The organism is Sphingobacterium multivorum, assembly GCF_900457465.1.
In the GTDB taxonomy this organism is placed as follows: domain Bacteria; phylum Bacteroidota; class Bacteroidia; order Sphingobacteriales; family Sphingobacteriaceae; genus Sphingobacterium; species Sphingobacterium multivorum.
On record NZ_UAUU01000002.1, the window covers coordinates 70841 to 90244 of the forward strand.

Annotated in this window: 18 protein-coding genes; all 18 read right to left on the reverse strand. The window is 40.7% G+C overall.

The features are described 5' to 3' along the window. Window positions 1-17: 17 nt before the first annotated feature. A complete protein-coding gene (locus tag DTA23_RS00430) occupies window positions 18-3032 on the reverse strand; it encodes a type I restriction endonuclease subunit R (protein ID WP_112373491.1) in 3015 nt (1004 codons plus the stop codon). A gap of 30 nt (window positions 3033-3062) precedes the next feature. Then, window positions 3063-3860 carry a hypothetical protein gene (locus DTA23_RS27345; RefSeq protein ID WP_204990797.1) on the reverse strand — a complete coding sequence of 266 codons (798 nt, stop codon included), beginning with the start codon at window positions 3858-3860 and terminating at the stop codon, window positions 3063-3065. Between the two features lie 32 nt (window positions 3861-3892). Then, window positions 3893-5188, reverse strand: coding sequence for a restriction endonuclease subunit S (locus DTA23_RS00440; protein ID WP_112373492.1), 1296 nt, complete (start codon window positions 5186-5188; stop codon window positions 3893-3895). Between the two features lies 1 nt (window position 5189). Next, window positions 5190-6188: a virulence RhuM family protein gene (locus tag DTA23_RS00445; protein WP_112373493.1), complete on the reverse strand. Its 999-nt coding sequence runs from the start codon at window positions 6186-6188 to the stop codon at window positions 5190-5192. 3 nt (window positions 6189-6191) lie between these two features. Next, complete coding sequence (locus DTA23_RS27350; RefSeq protein ID WP_218565279.1) at window positions 6192-6917, reverse strand: hypothetical protein; 726 nt, start codon at window positions 6915-6917, stop codon at window positions 6192-6194. After that, window positions 6884-8530, reverse strand: a complete 1647-nt coding sequence (locus DTA23_RS00450) for a type I restriction-modification system subunit M (RefSeq protein WP_218565280.1) — start codon at window positions 8528-8530, stop codon at window positions 6884-6886. The genes DTA23_RS27350 and DTA23_RS00450 overlap by 34 nt, the downstream gene beginning before the upstream one ends. A gap of 330 nt (window positions 8531-8860) precedes the next feature. After that, entirely contained in the window at window positions 8861-9730 is an 870-nt protein-coding gene (locus DTA23_RS00455; RefSeq protein ID WP_112373494.1) for a hypothetical protein, read from the reverse strand. Between the two features lie 431 nt (window positions 9731-10161). Next, window positions 10162-10596, reverse strand: a complete 435-nt coding sequence (locus DTA23_RS30845) for a nuclear transport factor 2 family protein (protein WP_112373495.1) — start codon at window positions 10594-10596, stop codon at window positions 10162-10164. A gap of 973 nt (window positions 10597-11569) precedes the next feature. Continuing rightward, complete coding sequence (locus tag DTA23_RS00465) at window positions 11570-12016, reverse strand: nuclear transport factor 2 family protein (RefSeq protein ID WP_112373496.1); 447 nt, start codon at window positions 12014-12016, stop codon at window positions 11570-11572. A 151-nt stretch (window positions 12017-12167) separates the two neighbouring features. Next, complete coding sequence (locus tag DTA23_RS00470; RefSeq protein WP_070565732.1) at window positions 12168-12497, reverse strand: metal-sulfur cluster assembly factor; 330 nt, start codon at window positions 12495-12497, stop codon at window positions 12168-12170. A 37-nt stretch (window positions 12498-12534) separates the two neighbouring features. Then, on the reverse strand, window positions 12535-13797 hold the full coding sequence (locus DTA23_RS00475; RefSeq protein WP_112373497.1) for a hypothetical protein: 1263 nt from the start codon (window positions 13795-13797) through the stop codon (window positions 12535-12537). A 1-nt stretch (window position 13798) separates the two neighbouring features. Beyond that, the gene (locus tag DTA23_RS00480) at window positions 13799-14626 is read right to left on the reverse strand and encodes a DUF2249 domain-containing protein (RefSeq protein ID WP_075991506.1); all 828 of its coding nucleotides are present in this window, start codon (window positions 14624-14626) and stop codon (window positions 13799-13801) included. Window positions 14627-14640: 14 nt separating this feature from the next. Beyond that, window positions 14641-15567, reverse strand: coding sequence for an iron-sulfur cluster repair di-iron protein (ric, locus tag DTA23_RS00485; RefSeq protein WP_112373498.1), 927 nt, complete (start codon window positions 15565-15567; stop codon window positions 14641-14643). A 29-nt stretch (window positions 15568-15596) separates the two neighbouring features. Then, window positions 15597-16364: an ABC transporter permease subunit gene (locus tag DTA23_RS00490; protein WP_112373499.1), complete on the reverse strand. Its 768-nt coding sequence runs from the start codon at window positions 16362-16364 to the stop codon at window positions 15597-15599. 7 nt (window positions 16365-16371) lie between these two features. After that, on the reverse strand, window positions 16372-17085 hold the full coding sequence (locus DTA23_RS00495) for an ABC transporter ATP-binding protein (RefSeq protein WP_088160564.1): 714 nt from the start codon (window positions 17083-17085) through the stop codon (window positions 16372-16374). Further along, on the reverse strand, window positions 17082-18332 hold the full coding sequence (locus tag DTA23_RS00500) for a nitrous oxide reductase family maturation protein NosD (protein WP_239468730.1): 1251 nt from the start codon (window positions 18330-18332) through the stop codon (window positions 17082-17084). Before DTA23_RS00500 ends, DTA23_RS00495 begins: the two co-directional genes overlap by 4 nt. A gap of 10 nt (window positions 18333-18342) precedes the next feature. After that, entirely contained in the window at window positions 18343-18792 is a 450-nt protein-coding gene (locus DTA23_RS27355; RefSeq protein ID WP_083295915.1) for a nitrous oxide reductase accessory protein NosL, read from the reverse strand. Next, window positions 18779-19393 (reverse strand): hypothetical protein, encoded by a 615-nt coding sequence (locus DTA23_RS27360; RefSeq protein WP_198386050.1) that lies wholly within the window; start codon window positions 19391-19393, stop codon window positions 18779-18781. The genes DTA23_RS27355 and DTA23_RS27360 overlap by 14 nt, the downstream gene beginning before the upstream one ends. Window positions 19394-19404 lie beyond the last annotated feature (11 nt).

Consider the following 19404-nt stretch of genomic DNA (forward strand, 5'->3'; position numbering starts at 1 on the left):
ATTAAAAATACTGCTCACTACCTCTCCAAATAACGTTGTGTACTATTCCGAAATTCCTGTTTAAATTGATCATCCATTAAACGTTTCGCAAATTCCATCTGAAACTTACGCATGGAAAGAGCTACATCATCAAATATCTTCTTATAGGCAAGTTCTCGCGTATAAGGGTCCAAATTATCTACATACTTTTGCTGGTAATCCGGATGATCTGCGATACGCTGGGTAAATGTCTCGTATACCTGACGCTTATCCTCTGGCGTTGCTTCCCAATCCGCAAACCAGCGATCATTAAAATCGCGAATAATCTTATCCAAAGCATCGGTCTCATCATCACCATGCGCGCCACGCGGATTGGCATTGGCAGGATCTAACGTGCTTTCACCCTTGTCAAGTAGTAGCGATTCATTGAGGCGTACACGCTCAATACCATATGTTGACAAATCTACTGCATCCAATAACTCATCCAACAGTTCATCTTCTTTGCGCTTTATGATCATCTTAGGAATAAGGAATTTTAGGAACCAAAATAGCTTTTCCCAAAACATATTTTCAAAACTGATCACCGCAGCCACTTGCCCATACACTTTTACAAAATGCTTAGCCTTGATCTTGAGATCCGCTTTTTGCTCTTCATTTAAATCCAGAGTATTATTAAATCGTAATGCAGCTTGGTCAATAATAGGGCTCAATTGATCTGCCGGTACACTTTGAAAAAACTTGGTATTGAAAATCTCAACCTCATGCCACTCGTAAATACCGGAATCATCAAGGCTATCTTTGAGATCATGCAGCACATTGACGTCGGTAGCACCACTCAGGGATGTCGCCGTATAAAATGGATCAAATGCGGCTTTGATATCAGCACCATCATTGAAGAAATCTAATACAAAAAGATTTTCTGTTTTCTTTCCGTATTTATTGGCTGAACGGTTAAGTCTGGAAAGTGCCTGTACACATAATACGCCCTGCAATTTCTTATCTACATACATTGTGGTCAGCTTGGGCTGATCAAAACCCGTAAGGTATTTATTGGCGACCACAAGGATACGATTGTCATCCTCGTCAAATTTGTCTTTGGTCTCTGAATCTGGAAATCCATTCAAAGATGCTTCGGTATACTCAATACCATCCACAAGCTTTTTCCCTGAAAACGCAATAACAATTTTAAAAGGATTGTCGTATTCTGCTAGTATAAGCTTCAAGGCTTGATAGTAGCGTATAGCCGATTCGATACTCTGCGTAACGACCATCGCCTTCGCTTTTCCTTTGAGCAGCTTTTTGTAATAAACCTGCTGTAGAAAATGCTGTAGCATAATCCGTGCTTTGGCCTGTATGGTTCGGGGATCACGCTCTACAAAGGCTTTTAAACGTTTCTGTGCCTTGCTGGTATTGAATTCAGGATTATCCTCAACAGACTTTTGTAATTGGTAGTAGCTGCGGAAGGTGGTATAGTTCGCCAATACATCTAAAATAAACCCTTCCTCTATCGCCTGCTTCATTGAATACAGATGAAAGGGCTTAAAAGATCCGTCGGCTTGTTTGGTACCGAAACGCTCTAGCGTAGCATTTTTAGGTGTTGCTGTGAAAGCAAAATAGGACGCATTTTGACGCATCTTACGAGCTTCCATCGCACGCAGGATTAAATCCTGTGCATCGACCTCGCCCTCTTCGTTCGTATCCAACTTACCCAAAACCTGATTCATCTTATCCGCTGCTGAGCCACCTTGGCTACTATGCGCTTCGTCGATAATAATAGCAAAGCGTTTATCGCTCATGTCATCGATATCCTCAAGGATATGTGGGAATTTTTGTATGGTGGTAATAACGATACGCTTTCCGCTTTCGAGAGCCAGTCTCAGATCGCTGGAAGAAAATGCTGCACCAATAATATTTTTCACCTCGGAGAAGCTCTTAATGTTATCGCGCAATTGCCGATCCAATACCCTTCTATCAGTAACTACGATAACGGAATCGAAAAGCGGCATACCTTGCTGGTCTTCCACTTCGATAAGCTGAAAGGCTGTCCACGTAATGGAATTGGATTTACCAGAACCAGCGGAATGTTGTACCAAATAGGTGCTACCAACTCCTTGTTTACGTACATCAGCTATTAACTGTTGCACCACATCCAACTGATGGTACCTCGGAAAGATGTAGAACTTCTTACTAAGCGGATCGCTATCTTTACCCTCTAACAGCATAAAATGCTGTATAATGCTAGCCCAGCTTTCTTTGCTAAATGTTTCTTCCCAAAGATAGGCTGTCCGGTGTCCATTAGGATTTACAGGATTTCCCTTGCCCATATTATCGCCTTTATTAAAGGGCAGGAAGAAGGTGTCCTTTCCTTGAAGTTTGGTTGTCATATACGCTTCGTCCGTATCAACAGCAAAATGTACTAAACAACGCCCGAACTGCAATAAAGGTTGATTACTATCACGCGTATGTCTATACTGGTGTATTCCTTGCACCGCGGCAGTCTGGCCGGTCCAGGTATTCTTTAGTTCAATCGTACAAAGTGGTATGCCGTTGACTGTGATGACCATATCAATTTCTTCCCCTGGATTGAGATTGGAGTAACGCACTTGTCGGGTTACAGCAAATTGATTATGTTCAAAATTATTCTGTACAGCCTGCGCACTGCTAGCACTGGGTGCTTCATAGAAAAGGGTAAAATGTGCATTATCCACATCTATTCCTTTCTTAAGTACACGCAATACGCCATACTTTTTGACCATACGATCATAACGTTCCAAGATCTTAAGTTTCCAATCGCCATAGACTTGCAATTTAGCAAGTTCTTTGGCCTGCGTAGCCTGAAGGAAATTCCAAAACCGGTGTGCATCTAATGCATAGCTCTTGTCGAAATCGAGTGGATCGCCCAGATAGTACCCTTTTCCGGACAGATATTGCCCATATTTATCGTTGGCATCTGCAATGGTTGTCCCCTGCTCTTTCAGATCTTCCAATGATGATCCTGTAAGTGCCTTTTCAATAAGGGATTCTAAAGCTTGTTCGTTATATTTTGAGGTCATGAATTGAATAGTTATTGGCTAATAAATTTATTAATCTTTTAAATTAGCAAAAGGTCGCTTTCCGTAATAGCGCGTAAACTCTTTTATCAAATTTGTCTCTACCGTTGTTGGTTCAATACCTTCTATAGTTTTCCAGCACACAGTGAGTTCTTCGGCCTTTTCCAATTGCCAGATATATCTGCCGCCTTGATGTCCGACGGCCTTTCCTTGGCCAAACTGAAAGTATTGTATTAACCTTGATCGCAAAGTTGATAGACTGGTAGTTGAACCCGCTTTTCCAACATATACAATGTGACTATTATCTACCCAATTAGCTTTTAATTCATCCAGCGATACATTAGGATCTTTACCCTTAAAATAACCACCGGAGCCTATTTCCCGAAAAGTGTATTTTTTTGCTGTATTTAATATTATATACACGCCCTGTGTTTGAGGTATTATTTTATTATTTTGTCTAACATGATTAATAGTAACAAAACCTTGGAAATCAAAATCTTTTAGTTGAGTAATAATATTCTCTGCATGATTGAGGCTTAACATTTCAAAACTACTTTGTAAAATTGGACTTTTCGCCTTCTCCTTCAACACGGTCTTGATTGGAGCTTGATCTACTAAAGTCGCATCCTTCGTTTCAATGATCTTGGCCACACGTCTAAAATCATTTACAGTGTAGCCGTTGCCTACGCCGAAATCACTCGCATAAAATCCTAACGTACGAATCTTAGCCCGAATGCCTTTCTGCTTATCCGAAGATGCATTGCATTTTTGCTCAATGAGCTCCTCAATTGCCAACGCTTCTAGTTTTGTAAAAATAGTTTTCCCCTTCATTCAAATTTTGATTTAAAATTGATTAATAAGAACTATCCTGTTACTTTTATCTTTCCTGTTACTACCTCGTTAATTAAACTTTGCTTGTATTCTTTGAGTTTAACAATCTGTTCTTGCCTTTGACTAATCGCTTTATCAATTTTTGAGGTTTGCTCTTGTAAATGGGTGATTATGGCTTTTTGTTCTGATACAGGAGGAATTGGTATCCACAAACAGCCTAAATCAGTAGAATTGATTGCTGGATAACTCATTCCCTTAGATGCAAAACTAACTTGATCGGTAAATACATTACTTCTAACCACATTAGCTAAATATTTCGGCGAGACACCATTAGGAGTTAAAATTGCAAAGCCAGTAGAAAAAATAAACTTAGATTTGCTCTCATCAATAAAATCAATTGCTTTTAAATACGTTCTTACAGTTGAAATAATTGTATCATTCACACTTGCAATTCTTCTTGCTCTTGATGGCGAATTGCCAAATAAATATGATTCAGTTTTTTCAATTCCATGCGTTAAAGAAACGCTACCTATATCAACATAATCAAGTTCCTGATTTTTATCCGTTGTTTCCGACAATGATTTTTGATTGATTAGACAAGTATATTTTAACCTCTTCACTTCCCAATCCTCTGGCACTTTCCCAATCCATTCGATTCCTGAATCTTTCATTTGGACAACCTCTCCCTTAGAATGTCGAACTCCCTTAGTGACAGCATTGTGGATGGTAATCTGACGGAATTCCTTAAGCTTTTCAATTTGTTGCTCTTTGAAGTGTATAGCTGAATCAATTTTCTCACATTTGTCGTCTAGAAATTTAGCGATAGCTTCTTGTTCACTAATTGGAGGAAGAGGATATATTAGATTAGAAAAGTCGTTAAATCTAAAATCAGTACTTCTTTCTCTAATTCCCTTAGCTAAACTCGAAATTACACCAGCTAAAGCCATTGATCTAAGATAATAAGCATAAAAGTAGTTCGAAACGTTGCTAACTCTTGGTGAACACACTGAATAAACTGGAGTGGATTTACCATCTGAATCGGAAACACCGATTGCACCAGCGAAAGCATCCATTTGATGGATCACCAAGTCTCCTTTTAATACTCCTTGGTAACCAATTTCTTTTAATGAATTGGTGAATCCATCCTCACGTCTATTTTTTCTTAGAGTAACTTCTCCATCTCTAAAACATGTAATAACGTCGTAATCGGCTAGAACTGGCCTCTCATTTTTAATAAATAACCATTTTCCTTTTTCTGTTTCCCAATTTACAGGAATCTTCCCCAACCAGTCTATCCGGCTATCTTTATATTTTTCGTATCGCTGCATGCTACTTCTTCTTTTTACTTTCTAGACTTTTGGCTGTGGTATCAATGAAGGCGACAAAATCCTTCTCCACTTTGGATAATTCATTTTTGGTCTTCTCCTTGTACTTAGCATATTCAAGCTCCGCCTTTTTCACTGCTTGATCATGGCTTACTGCTCCGGCATGTTGTAATACCTCATTACCCACCATACGTAGAAAATCATCTAGACGCGTAATCCAGTCCTGCATATACATCGGCTTACGATTGAGTGCCTGCAATTCGGCTAACTCCAAATAGGCTGTTACCGTACGATTGAGAATATTAAGTTCCTCCTCTGTCAAATAATTTTTAGCAACCTGTATTTCTTGTTTGCTTGGTTGTTCGCCTTTGAAGTTCGTTAGTCCAAGATTCGGTTTATCGGCATCAATGCGTTTGTAAATAATCTCAGCGGCTGTATTTCCATGCGTAGCAAAATGCATCTTGTTCTGTACAGTTTTGAAAAAGTGCTGTGAGACCTCCGTCTTAGGGTCGTAATCAATACTCGTGGCATAGATATCCAACACTTTGCGCCAAAAGACTTTTTCGGATGAGCGTATATCACGGATGCGAGCCAATAACTCGTCAAAGTAATTGCCTCCTCCAGCTTGCTTCAACAACTCATCATTCATGGTAAAGCCTTTGACGATATATTCGCGTAAACGCGCCGTAGCCCATTGGCGGAACTTGGTGCCCTGATGACTCTTGACACGGTAGCCTACGGAGATAATGACATCGAGATTGTAATAATTAGTAGGCTTGGTAGAAAAATCGGAAATTCCGATTTTTCTCTTTACCTCATCCTCAACCAGTTCCTCTTCCTTGAAGATATTAAGCACGTGCTCATTGATTGTGGACTTAGATTTTTGGAACAGCTCGCTCATCTGTTCCAATGTCAGCCATACCGTTTCGCCCTCTAAACGTGTCTCGATACGGGTAACACCGTCTTCACTTTGATAAATAAGTAGATTACTTTGTGGCTCCATAACCTAGAAGTTTAAAATATCTTGCAATAAGCCATCTGCCTGTTCTTCTAATGCCAAGAGATCTGCCTTGACTTCTTCGATAGAGCGTAATGGTGTATGCTTATAGAAATATTTGTTGAAGGAGATCTCATAACCGATCTTGACAGAATCCAGATTGATCCAGGCCTCCTCTACATGCGGAAGCACCTCACGCTCAAAATAGCTGATAATGGATTCATCCAATGGAATTTGTTCGCTGTCTCGCAGATCACTCTCGGTCTCGTATACGGTATACTCCCCTGCTTTAGCAGTTGCATAATACCCAAACAATGGCAACTGCTCCTCGGAGCAACCTAAATGATTAAGCAATTGGACTTTTTTATCACCCGTAATCTTTTCGATCTTTTTGATCACTTTCTCTGCTTCGGCATCGTAAGTGCTTATCGCCGATAAGATCGCTTTCTTTTCCGTAGCAGCAAGGGTAATCTTATGCTTTTTGCAGGTATCGTCCACCAAACTTGAAAAGGCATTAAAATCCTTAAACTCATTATCGCCAATATGCGACCACAGCACAAGAGCTGCGTCATATAGTGCTTTGGGTTTATTCCAGGTAGCTGCTTCGATCAGCTTAGCCAACTGCTTTTTGTTGAGTCCCCAATCTTCTTTCTCAGCACGCTGGTTGATCTCTTCGCTTTTGCTAGCAAGGTCGGTATAAACTAGGTCGCCATAGGTTTCGTACAGGGCCTGCATCGGTACTTGAGGACTTTATCAAAACGTAATTCGTCCAAAGCAATTGCTGTAAACTGTGACTTAAGTCTTTTTGGACGTTCGATATTGACTTTATAGTAGCCAAAGTCTGTGTTCTTAAAGCGTTTAACTTGAAGCAGATCATTCTCCGCGCTCTCGGATCGGTTCTCAAGATAATTTTTAACGATCTCCCCTATCTGTGCTGGTGAAAACTCAGAGTTCTTGCTCCCCAGGTTTTTACGTAATTTTTGAAACAGCTTATTGGCATCAAGCAATTGTACATGTCCTTTTCGCGCAGCTGGCTTATTATTGTTTAATAACCAAACATAAGTGGTTATACCCGTGTTATAGAACAAGTTATTGGGCATCTGAACAATTGCATCCAATAGATCGTTCTCGATAATATACCGACGGATGTTGCTTTCACCAGAACCTGCATCACCTGTAAAAAGTGATGAGCCGTTGTGCACAGATGCAATACGGCTACCTATCTTATTGGAAGTAGGAGCTTTCATCTTATCCACCATTTCCATCAAGAAAAGGAGCTGTCCATCGGAACTACGCGGTGTAGCATCTACGGTTTCCCAGTTGCCCCAATAGTCTTTAAGTTTGATCTGAAAACGGGTATCGATAACATCCTTACCATCTTTGATGTACTTCTGCTCTGAAGCCCAAGATTTACCATAAGGTGGATTGGACAACATGAAGTCGAACTTCATATCCGAAAACTCATTGGTCGATAATGTAGAACCGACACGAATATTCTCTGGATCCTTGCCCTTAATCATCATATCGGACTTACAGATGGCATAAGTCTCGTCATTGATCTCCTTACCATACAAGTAGACATCCCCTTTATATTTAAAGGCGTCATCTTCGACAAGATAGTTTTCACTTTCGGTAAGCATCCCCCCACTTCCACAGGCAGGGTCATAGATGGTAATAATATTGGGTAGATGATCTTTTAAAGGTTCGAAGACCAAGTGGGTCATTAACTGAATGACTTCACGTGGTGTAAAGTGCTCTCCGGCCTCTTCGTTATTCTCTTCGTTGAATTTGCGGATCAGCTCTTCGAATACATAACCCATTCCCAGGTTGGACAACGCTGGCAATAGACGTCCCTCGGGATCGTTCTTTGTTAGCGGTGTCAGGTTGATATAAGGAGAAGTAAACTTTTCCAGGACATCCAACAATACATCTTTGGTTGCCATGTGACGTATCTGCGCACGCAGATTAAACTTCTCGATAATCTCTTGCACATTGGCAGAAAAGCCAAGCAGATACTCTTCAAAATTAGCCACCAATTTTTGTTGCGAATTGGTCGCTGTGCCTTTGAGCTTCTCCATTGTCCACGGTGATGTGTTATAAAACACATACTTGGATGCATGTCTAAGACCATCGGGATCGAGTTCGATCTGGCCTGCATCCTCCCGCTGATAGCGCACTTCCTCTAGTACCGCATCTTTTGTCGTTTCCAGCAAGGAATCGATACGCCTTAATACAACAAAGGGCAAAATAATATCACGATACTTACCTCGTACATATACGTCGCGAAGGCAATCATCGGCAATGGACCAAATAAAACTAACTAATTTATTATGAGCAGTATGAGTCATCTATCTATTTATCTAAAATCTCTATGGCTTAACCTACAAATTAACATTTTTTTTAACTGATTAGCAATAAATGTTATTAACATTGTAAAATAGCATTCTTTTTAAGCTGTCACAAGGATAAAATGGTAAGATAAGGTCAAGGCTGTTCAGTTTATTAATGCTTGATCTTTCTACTAATGTGCGCTGATGGATATTCTTAAACACCAAAATCAAGCTCCTGCGAAAGACTGATCGTGAAACGAACAACTGTAATCTTTTTTGAACAGTTAAATATCAAACAGGTCCAAAACCAAACAGTACCACAAACTTTCTGCGGACGTACTATTGGACTTAGTTACCAGTCCAGTTTCTAAGCACTGTCGGAGTTTTTATTGTTATTTGTCCATTTTGGCTTCTTTTAACATAAATTTTTAAAATTGAATTCAAAGGCCTACTGACATTACCCCGAATCGCAGCTTTCCATTTTGAGGTACCGTCGCCAAAATAGTTCGTATTTTTTTCAGACAATTTCTTTTGAAGCGCTTTAGAATACGAAGATTTATTACCATATACTGGCTCTACTTCCTCTAAGTCGCCTTCTTTTGATATTTTTACTTTAAATAGAAAAACACTATCTACATCATTTTTTGACAGCTCAGGACGACTAATTGAACTTAGATTTTTTTCAAGTTCTTTCGTTCCTCCAACATACCTGGCAGCAAACGCCCATACGTTTTCTGTAAGATAATCTCTTGTACCCGAAGAAATGGTAGCACTAAATAATGATAGATGAAGTTTTTTTCTTTCTATAGTAATGGATTTTATCCTCTGAATCTTTTCTATTCTTAAACTGGCATTGCTATTAAACTCGTCCGATTGTAAATCCAATACTTCAATCGAAGGGTATGCTTTTTTTAGAAGCCATAAATCTCCTTCAAATGTCAGGTCAAAGTGCTCAGTCTTGGTGCCTAACGAATCATTCTTAAAATTTAATAAAATGTAATAAGGTTTTAAATCCTTATATCCTATAACAATTGAATTTATTGAATCATAGGATTTAAAAAATGTCTGGTTGGTGGCAATATCAAACTGTATATCATCAGTCCAAAAGGCTGGATCATTGTTACGACTAGTTTGAGCTATACTCGTGGAAGTACAATAGAAACATATTATAATTCCTAATAAGAATGAAGAGAATATTCGTGATGTTTCTTTTATCATAACTGATTATTTAAAATATTTAATTGAATAGCCTGGTCCCTAATAATAGGGATCTTCATACAGTTTAAATAAGCCAAGCCAATTTATAAAAAAAATCACTCCGATAAAACTATTTCAAATTGGCTATTGTTCTAACAATACAAAACGGCTACAAGCTGCCTTTCGAAAGAAAGGTTCAACATAAAAATTGGCGTCGCACAGTGAAAATCCAATAGTCTTTAAAAACATTGGATGACGAAACAAAAAAGAGGAAACGATAGGAAACATAAAAATTGCTGTACAAATAAACGCTAAGAGAAAGGGTCTGATGAGAATCAGGCCCTTTTGACGTAAAAAGCCACATCTCACGATATGGCTTCTAAACTAAACTTAAACATATGATTCACTAGTGGTTTGTCTCCTTTTACTGACAAACCACTAGTTATTGGATATTACTTATACGAATTGATCGATTTGGATACTTTCCAGTCATTGCCCACACGCTCCAAGGTAACGAGGTCAGTCTTGATGAAGTTTTCAAATTTCAAAGTCACTTTAGCGACCATATAGTCTGCTGATTCTTCTAAGATATCAGTGCTTACTGTACAGTTCAGCTTCTCTCCTTTTTGCTTTTTCAATAGTTTGAGCACTCCACTACGGCTGTTAGATTGTGCATTAGAAGATTGGATCTTTTGGTTGAAATCTTCAGCGAATAACTGTTCTACTCCTGCTGATTCTCCCTCTGTCGTTACCGCAACGTAGTGCTCTAAAGCAAAGTCTGCTGTGGAAAGGTTAACGTTAGCTTTTGTTGCTTTTGCTCCTGGTCCTTCAGCTGCAATAGCGAATGTTGATATGGCGATTAAGGCTGCTGCTGCAAATGTTTTTATTAGCGTTTTTTATCGAAATTATTTGTTTTTTATTTGATGATAAAGCTATCATGAGTGTCCTTTGAATACACTCATGATGGTTCATAATATCTTTATTTTATAATGTTAGTTCTGTTGTTCTTATTTGTTGACTCAAAACTACAACACATTAGGCCCCTAGCCTACGGGCTTTAGACCAACGATCGGGAAAACTCGGTGAGTGGCGGGAAGAGGGAGGTAAGTCTGCCTCATATCACATTCGTACCACGTTCGGATCATCAATAGATATTGTACAGACACCCAGCAGACCTTGTCCAGTCTCTGTACAGGGAAAAACTGGTCAGATACTGGTCAACAATCGAACCCTAGATGTCCTGATCCGAAGGCTATACGAAGCAGGTACGAACACAACCCCTATTGAAGTTATTTAAACTTATCCCTAATTAGCAGTTTTTAGCAAATAATGCCTAGTGCAGCGACGAAATCCGTGAGTTCGTGTTGGAGCGATCACCGAGATACCATGTCTTTGGTCATAACCATGCACGCTATGGTAAGAGGAAAACTAAGGCGATCCAGTTTATCAAAGCTTCGTTGTATGAGCTGTTGTAGGGAAAGGTGTGATTAAACTACACGATCAACTCAAGTGCATTCAAGATCTATAAACGAGGCGATACTACTATCTTTCTACTAATTCTTCTACTTTCTTTCTACTTCTTCTTCTCCTAATCTTTCCCTAGTTCTTTCCCTAAAATATTTACATTTTTCCTTCTGAAATAGCTCACAGCCCATTGTACGAGCGTTATAACAACTCTATTCCTTTAATCTCTTCTCCTAATTCTTCTCCTAGATTCATCTATTCTTTCTACTTAATTATTCTAATTGAGCTCCACTAGCTGGCTATCCCCGAGGCAACTCGCTATTTTAAATAGATCATGAAAAAGCCACATCTCCCGACATGGCTCTACAACATATATATATTTATTTGAGATGGCTCTTATTTATACGAATTGATTGATTTAGATACTTTCCAATCATTACCTACACGCTCCAAGGTAACCAGGTCAGTCTTGGTGAAGTTTTCAAATTTCAACGTTACTTTAGCCACCATATAGTCTGCCGATTCCTCGATGATATCTGTGCTTACTGTACAGTTCAGCTTTTCGCCCTTTTGTTTTTTCAAGGATTTAACCACTTCGCTACGGCTGTTAGACTGCGCATTGGATGCTTGAATCTTTTGATTAAAATCAGCTGCAAATAACTGCTCTACGCCTGCTGATTCTCCCTCCGTAGTGACCGCAACATAGTGCTCTAAAGCGAAGTCAGCTGTGGAAAGGTTAACGTTTTCTTTTGTTGCTTTTGCTCCAGGTCCTTCAGCTGCCATAGCGAATGTAGATACTGCGATTAGGGCTGCTGCTGCGAATGTTTTTACTAGCGTTTTCATAATGTTTTTTTTTATTGTGTTAGTACTTTAGTTCTTATTTGTTGACTCAAAACTACAACACAATAGGCCCTTAGCCTAAAGGCTTTAGACTAACGATCGGGAAAACTCGGCGAATAGCGGAAATAGGGAGGTGAATTTATTCTTCAAGAAATCATTCTCGTTCCAATAGGCTCTTTCCCTCTTCGCTGATCCGATCGGGAGTCCAAATAGGATCCCAAACGAGCTCGATAATTATTGCCCGCTGTGGAAATTGCTGTTGCAATGTTTTTTCAACGCCATGAACGATAGAGTCGCCCATCGGGCAATAGGATGAAGATAACGTCATGGTAACAACAATACGACTGGGATCGGTTAAATTAATATCATAAATTAAGCCCATATCTACGATGTTGATCCCCAATTCGGGATCCATCACAAGCATCAATACCTGAACAGCTTTTAACTGATCGGAAGCCTCCGGTTTTGTTAGATCAATTTTCATGGTATCTTTCATTAAATATATAGGCGAGGTGCGTAGTTTATTTACTTTTTCTTTGATGAAAAACTACTTTTCCGACATTGACAACATAAACAGCAGCAAGTGCTGCCCAAAGCCAGGCTGCACAGTATAATGCCCACCTGAATTGACCGGCTACAGCAACCGCCATGACGACAAGCGCCACTAGGTAAAGATAATATTGTATAGAAAGTAATCGCTGACTATAAAGTTCCTTGGGCAAAGGTATTTTTTTGATGCCATTGAGATCTTTATAGCGCCAATTCCAGATCATAAAAGGCAGGGTCTTATAGGTCATCCCTAAAATAATACCCGTTATCCATCCAAAAAACACCCATACGGCATATAAATTCACCCAATTACCAGACTCCTGCCGGACAACCATAGGTAAGGTGAGAAACGCGAACAATAAACTCAAAAAGGAAATGAAACTATGTTTCATCGGAATATCCAGTACCTTACGAGCCCGGTGCACTAAACAATCCACGACAAAAACGGCCCAGCAAACTACTCCCAATAGCACTATTGCTCCAAAGGTAAGAGATCTTAATCCCACAGGATGGCTGTATCCGTCCAATAAAAAAAGTACCAATCCAAGGTTTATCAAAATGACCGAAACATAAAGCCACTTTGTTTTGGTGGATTGTCCCAAGAGAAACATCGGCAGCATCTTCGCTCCCGCTCCCAGGATCAACTGCAAAAACCAACCAACAATACCGACGTGGGCATGTAGCTTTAGGATATCGAGGTGACTTTTTGTTAGAAAACCATGGGCTAAATTAATGGCAAGCAAAAGGCCTAAGGTGGTTGTAAAACAAAGCCAGAAGGCCGAGAACGTAAAATAAAGGCGTAGTTCAAATAGATGCTCCACATCTTTAGTCGTCATCCACAGCAAGTAGAAGTACAGGTAGGAGCTGAGCGTAATCAATAGCCCTCCAACGCACATGAGTAAACCGATCTTGAAATACCAGAAACTATAAATCAACACACAGGTTCCCGATGTCAATAAGATATAACTGAAAAATGCCAATTTGGAAGAGCGAAGTGAACGTTCAAAAATAACCGGCACCAGCTGATACGCCGCTCCATAAATCACCATCGTGCCCCAACCTAGTGCTAGGCTATGGACGATTGCCAGCACTTTTGGTTGAAAATGGTGCCCAAAGAGCTGCCCCCCGCTAAAAACCAAGAGGAAGCTGAACAGTAGAAAAAAAATGCCCGCAGTGATAAAAAACGGCAATACAGCATACGCTTCTGGGCTCTTATGAATAGCAATATGTGCCATTTTATTTAACGGGGTAAATTAACAGATGGACATCTCCAGGATGTTGTTCATGGATGAAAATCCGATAAGAAAAATGATCCAGTTCTTCTAGTAAATGGAGCGGAACCTTCCGATGTTTTACATAGACAACCTCATCGGCTTTCAGTTGAGCAAGGGCCTCAAGAATTGATTCCATGGGCTGCGGCATAGGCAATGTCCTGACATCCAATGTAACAAGTTGAAGCGCGGAAAGTCGCGCTAATTTCTGCTCAAAAAGTCGTTTCGGCACAAATGAAATATGATCGCCCTCAGCAGGCTGAACGGACAGCACTGTATCTTTTTTATAAAAGTAACTTCTGAATTCGCCCTCCGCCCATTCGTGGCTATAGCTTGGCACTCCACGCTCCTCCATACGCCTAATCAATGGAATGGGGACAAATGAATTGCTGATGCAAAGAATCCCTCCTGCGACGAGTGAGCGATACAACTGAAAAATATCTTTTAATGGATCTTGCCCCATTTCCAATAGGGGTCTCACATCGAATACAACCGTCACTGCTGCATCATCCATCCAACTTGGCCGCTCTGCTGCATCGAATGGATCATTGACTTTCTCAGCTCCATCTGACATCCAAATAAAGCCGAGCGGTACCAGCGCAGCACGAAAATCTGCAACCGAACATCCGCCAATTTTTGCTGCTTCGCCTATGGAGACCCGAGGGGCCAGTATCCGACGCAACACCGGGATCCGGATCTTACGCAAGGGTTTGGCAATAGCTGCAATGGCTTCAATGCTTAAGTCATTATAGCTGATCAGTTCTGAAATCTTGGTATGCTGGTTTATCCGCATGGCTTTTCTAGTTTTTAATTCATTTGAACACCGTAGCTCGTGAGCAACTTTGGAAATAAAATATTATTCTCCAGGTGGATATGCTGCAAAAGATCGGATTCGAAAGATTCGATCTGTGAAAATAATGACGTGTAGGAATTGCAGGCATTGGCTGGCAATGTGTAATTTTGGGTAATTTTGCGCAACTGCTGAAGTTCCTTTCCTGAATCTTCGTGTTCGGAAATCAAAAATTGAATGAGCTGATCTACCTGTTTGCTGGTCAATTCTTGTTCATTCTTGGTTGCCGGAAAGAGCTGCTTCTCCTCTTTATCCAAATGATGGTAAAGGTCATCAAGAAAGGCATCGAGTTCTTGGGACAAGTTGACCAGCTCGGGATGCTGCTGTGCATGCACATCGGCCACTTTATGTGCAAGTTCCTGAATAATCGGTCCTTTTTCCCGGACATACCGATGATGAACATTCTTAATATAATCACTTAAAAAATCGATATCCCAATCTTTAAAATTTAGCGGTGGGCCGGCTATAGGAAGCTCTTCGGATTGGTTTAACCGTCTGCGCAATTCAATTTCATCGAGACCAACACTATGAGCGGCCTCCTTAAGCGTCTGCTTACCACCGCAACAAAAATCTACCCCAAGCTGTTTTAAAACTTCGGCCTTGCGGATATCCTTGGCAGCAATATGGCCAACGGTTTCCAGTGTTTCGCTTTCGAGCGGTTTGCCAAGGCGAACCTGCCAGTATTCGGGCCCCGATTCAAGATAATTCCAAATGAGATCCTTTCCACGTTCACCCAGCAACTGATAATAGAGCGGTTTAGGATCATGATCGTTTTTGATAATAAATGACTCGCCCGAATCCAGGGCATCGAAGTGATCAAATATGGTCGGGTGTTTAAGTCGAGGTTCCATATTGAAAACCTCCAATAACGGTGATTTAATCATGATAATAGTATTAAATGGTCAATAAATTATTATAAATCCTTTTTCTTAAAATAGCGAATAGATAGCCCTAGAGGAATGAGGCACCAGAGCAACATGACCAACAGGGTGATCGCAATGCCGAATGTATTACCGAAGAAATTCCGAAATATCGCCCCTGTATAGCCCATCATCGCGGAGAGATCGACCTGTAATAAAATAAGGATGCGACAGATATCGATGGGATTGAGCATGGACAGTGCAACCATTCCATGTTCGATGGGATAATCCGCAAACTGAAATAGGATGAAAAGCACCAGTGCGTCAAAAAGCAGCGTGAAATAAAGCCAAAGCAAAATTGCCAATCCTATCCCCTTCGACTTATCTCTGATCAATACAGATGTCCACATCGCGATCGAAACGAAAATCAAAGAAAGTAACAGTCCGCAACCGACCAAAGTAATTCCCGAAGAGCTAAATGCATAGATAAAAGTTGGTATGCCAACGCCAATAAAAAAAGCTAAACTAAGTGCACCTGCCAGACCCACATACAGGCTGCCCCAAATGCTTTGCCGTTGCAAAGGCTGACTGACAAGGCAATTGATAAACTCGGAACTCTGGTAGATATAGATGCCTGAAAAAATGATACTCATCAGCGGAACTACAAACAACACAATATTCAGTAGACTGAGTAATCCCTTTTCATAGTTGTCCTCCATGCTATAAACCGTCATGGAAAGTACAAAGAGTAATATGGTGTAGCATAAAATGGTCTTGTTGCGCAAGAGATCCACAAAAACGTAGCGTATAATTTTATTCATCTTTTCTCTAATTAGACAGGTCGCGGTTCTGCATCAAATAAGCGATTGCTTTAGATAGCTTTTCAGTACCTGTATCTTCTTTTAATTGCTGCAAACTCTTATGAAACTTCAGCTCTCCTTCCTGCAGAAAGACAATCTGCGATACAAATTCATCGAGATCACTAAGCACATGGGAACTGATGATGATCAGTTTACCGCGTCCGATTTCTTTTTTGATTTTATCCTTGAGAATTTCGGTAGACAGAGGATCCAGTCCTGCTGTAGGTTCATCCAGGATGAGTACTTTGGGGTCAAACATAAATGCGATACAGGCACTTACTTTTTGTCTTGTGCCACCGGAAAGCGTTGCCATCCGTTTTTCCAACAGCTTGTCCACGCCAAAAGCCTGATAAAGATCCGAATCCGCCTGGGGCTGTTTACGGATATCTTTGATCATATCCAGGACCTGTTTGATGGACATATTCTCAGGATATTGACCGATCTGCGGCATATAGCCGATATGGTTCCGATAAGCCCATTGCTGTCCAATGTCCTGTCCTTCAAAAGTGATCCGTCCGGCACTCGGCATGACCATACCTAGGACAGACTTGATCAAAGTAGTCTTACCACTGCCATTGGGGCCAATTAAGGCAACGCATTCGCCGCCATTCAAGGTCAGATCAATGCCCTTTAATGCATTGAATTTTCCAAAGCTTTTCGTTAACTGCTGGATACTAATCATACTTTTATTGATTTCATGCGAGGCTTATCGTCTTTAAGCCCCTCGGGTGTCAGACTTGGTAATAGCTTTTCAGTCCGGTCGAACAACATGGCCATAAAACTTCGAAAAAGTAACATCGCCGAAGGATAGCGCTCAACCATCATCGAGAATAGGCTTACGGGACGAAAAGGGATATCCCCAAATCCGTCTTTGTTCAGATCGTATCCCTCGTATTTGTCCCAATAGTTATGCACAAAGCTGTTGAGTGTAAGGGTACCATTGGTGGCAACATCAAAGGTATTCTGAAGAAAATTATTGTCTTTAAGCACATTGTCCATACAGCTCGACTGAATCTTGAGCCCCCATCCGTTGCTCTTAAAATTGTTATGTTCAATATGGATACGATTCGATCCTTCCATAAAAATACCCGTGGTATTGCGGCTAAACTGATTGTTGATGATCTGACTATCGGAAATATCTTTGAGCAACAATCCATAGGCGGCATCGCCCCAATTCTCTTCGAAATTATTGTTTTCCATATGGACATGCTTGGTATACATAACAGCTACACCTGCACCATTGCTGCGAAAGGTGTTTGAGATGTAACTGTTCTCATGGGAAAACATAAAATGGAGACCATAGCGCAGATTTTTTTCAGAAAGATTGCCCTGTACTCGAGTATGGGTCACAAACTCAAGATAAATACCGTCCCTATGTCCAGACACTTCATTATTTTCAACACTTAAACTATCTGATTTCCAAGCATGAATACCATTACCAATCAGCTGCTCCGCTGTACCAAAAGCTTTGAGGATATTGCCCCGTATTTCAACGTTTGTAGCATTCTGCGCATAAATCCCGAAAAAATTGTCCACGAGCTCATTGTCAAAAATTTTGATATGCGCTGTATTGTAAATTTTAATACCGGCAATATCATTCATGGAAGAATGTCCCGAATGCTGTATTAAAAAGCCTTGAACAGTAACCTGCGGTGATTTGATCGAGAGCGGTTCATATTTTTTCTCGCCGTCCAGCACAGGTTTTCCCAGGCCTTTCAGGAAAATTGCCTTATCAATAACAATATTCCCCTCCTTATACACACCCGCCGCTACTAAAACGGTATCACCTGATTTCGCTTGTGCTAAGCCAGCCTTTATTGTTCTGACCGACTGCCCCTTTCCTACCTGGATGGTTTTCGCCGATACAGGCACGTTTACGAGCCAAAGACAAGCCATTGCACAGTACAACGCTAAAGCTAGATTCTTCATTGTTATTCATTTATTTCCACAGATCATTCCAGGTCATCACCGTGCCACCGATCTCTGCTTTGACCTTATCCAGTTCCACCCGTTTTTCAAATACAGCAACATTGCCTCGCATTGGGCTTTTCAAGGCTTCACTTTTGAGATAATATGCACCTTCAGCCGGCACGAGCTTATGGCTAACATAATCCGGCAGGTAATAAACGGCAATCTCTTCTTTTTTGACCGAGTTCCCTTTGACAAAGGCGATCATACATTGTACGTCATCAAAATTAAAGACCCGTCCCTTTTTTGTCTGCAGCTGCGTACCAAAACGCGCGTCCGTTATTGTCATCTTACAGTGGGCACATTGCTCGCTACCGTATTTAATAGGCTTGGGTTTATTGTTGCCCTGACAGGCCTGCAAACTACATAGAACCAGCAATATACTACTACAGATCAACGCAAATAATTTATAGTTTCTCATATGATTTTAGTTTTAGGGTTTTATTATTTTGCCACTCCCGCACTGTACAAAAGGCCAAGATAATTCCACAGAGTATAAAGATCCATCCCCCGATATCAGGTATAGAATAGGCGCCAAAATTTAAAAGCTGTTTGTATCCGATCAGTGGTGGCTGATAAGACATTCCGGGAACTTTTATCGGTGCAGATGGATCGAGCTGATGCCCATAGTTGTATTCCCAGATATAAAAGTCAACTAGGGCTGCGACTCCAAAAAGCAGAAAACAAAAGAATAAGCCATAGAGCAGTTTTCTATTCTGCACGAAACCGGTAAGCAAAAAAGCAAGCGCAAAAAATAAGATGATATAGGGCAAGACCTTAAATTCTATGAAATCTTCCGCATGTAGCGTTTTCATCCCGATATAGTGGTTCAGTCCATTGATAATATCAACTTGTCCGGCCAACTTGTTGCTATAGATCTGTAGTTCTAGCCCTTCTGGGTATTGTGCTGCGTCGAGCTCAATACGCCAGATGGGTAGGAAGATGACCGCTACCAGGGCCAGGCCACTCAGGATCAAAAGAATCCGATGTACTGCTGACAGGTGACTTGTAGTTTTCATCATTGTAGGTTATA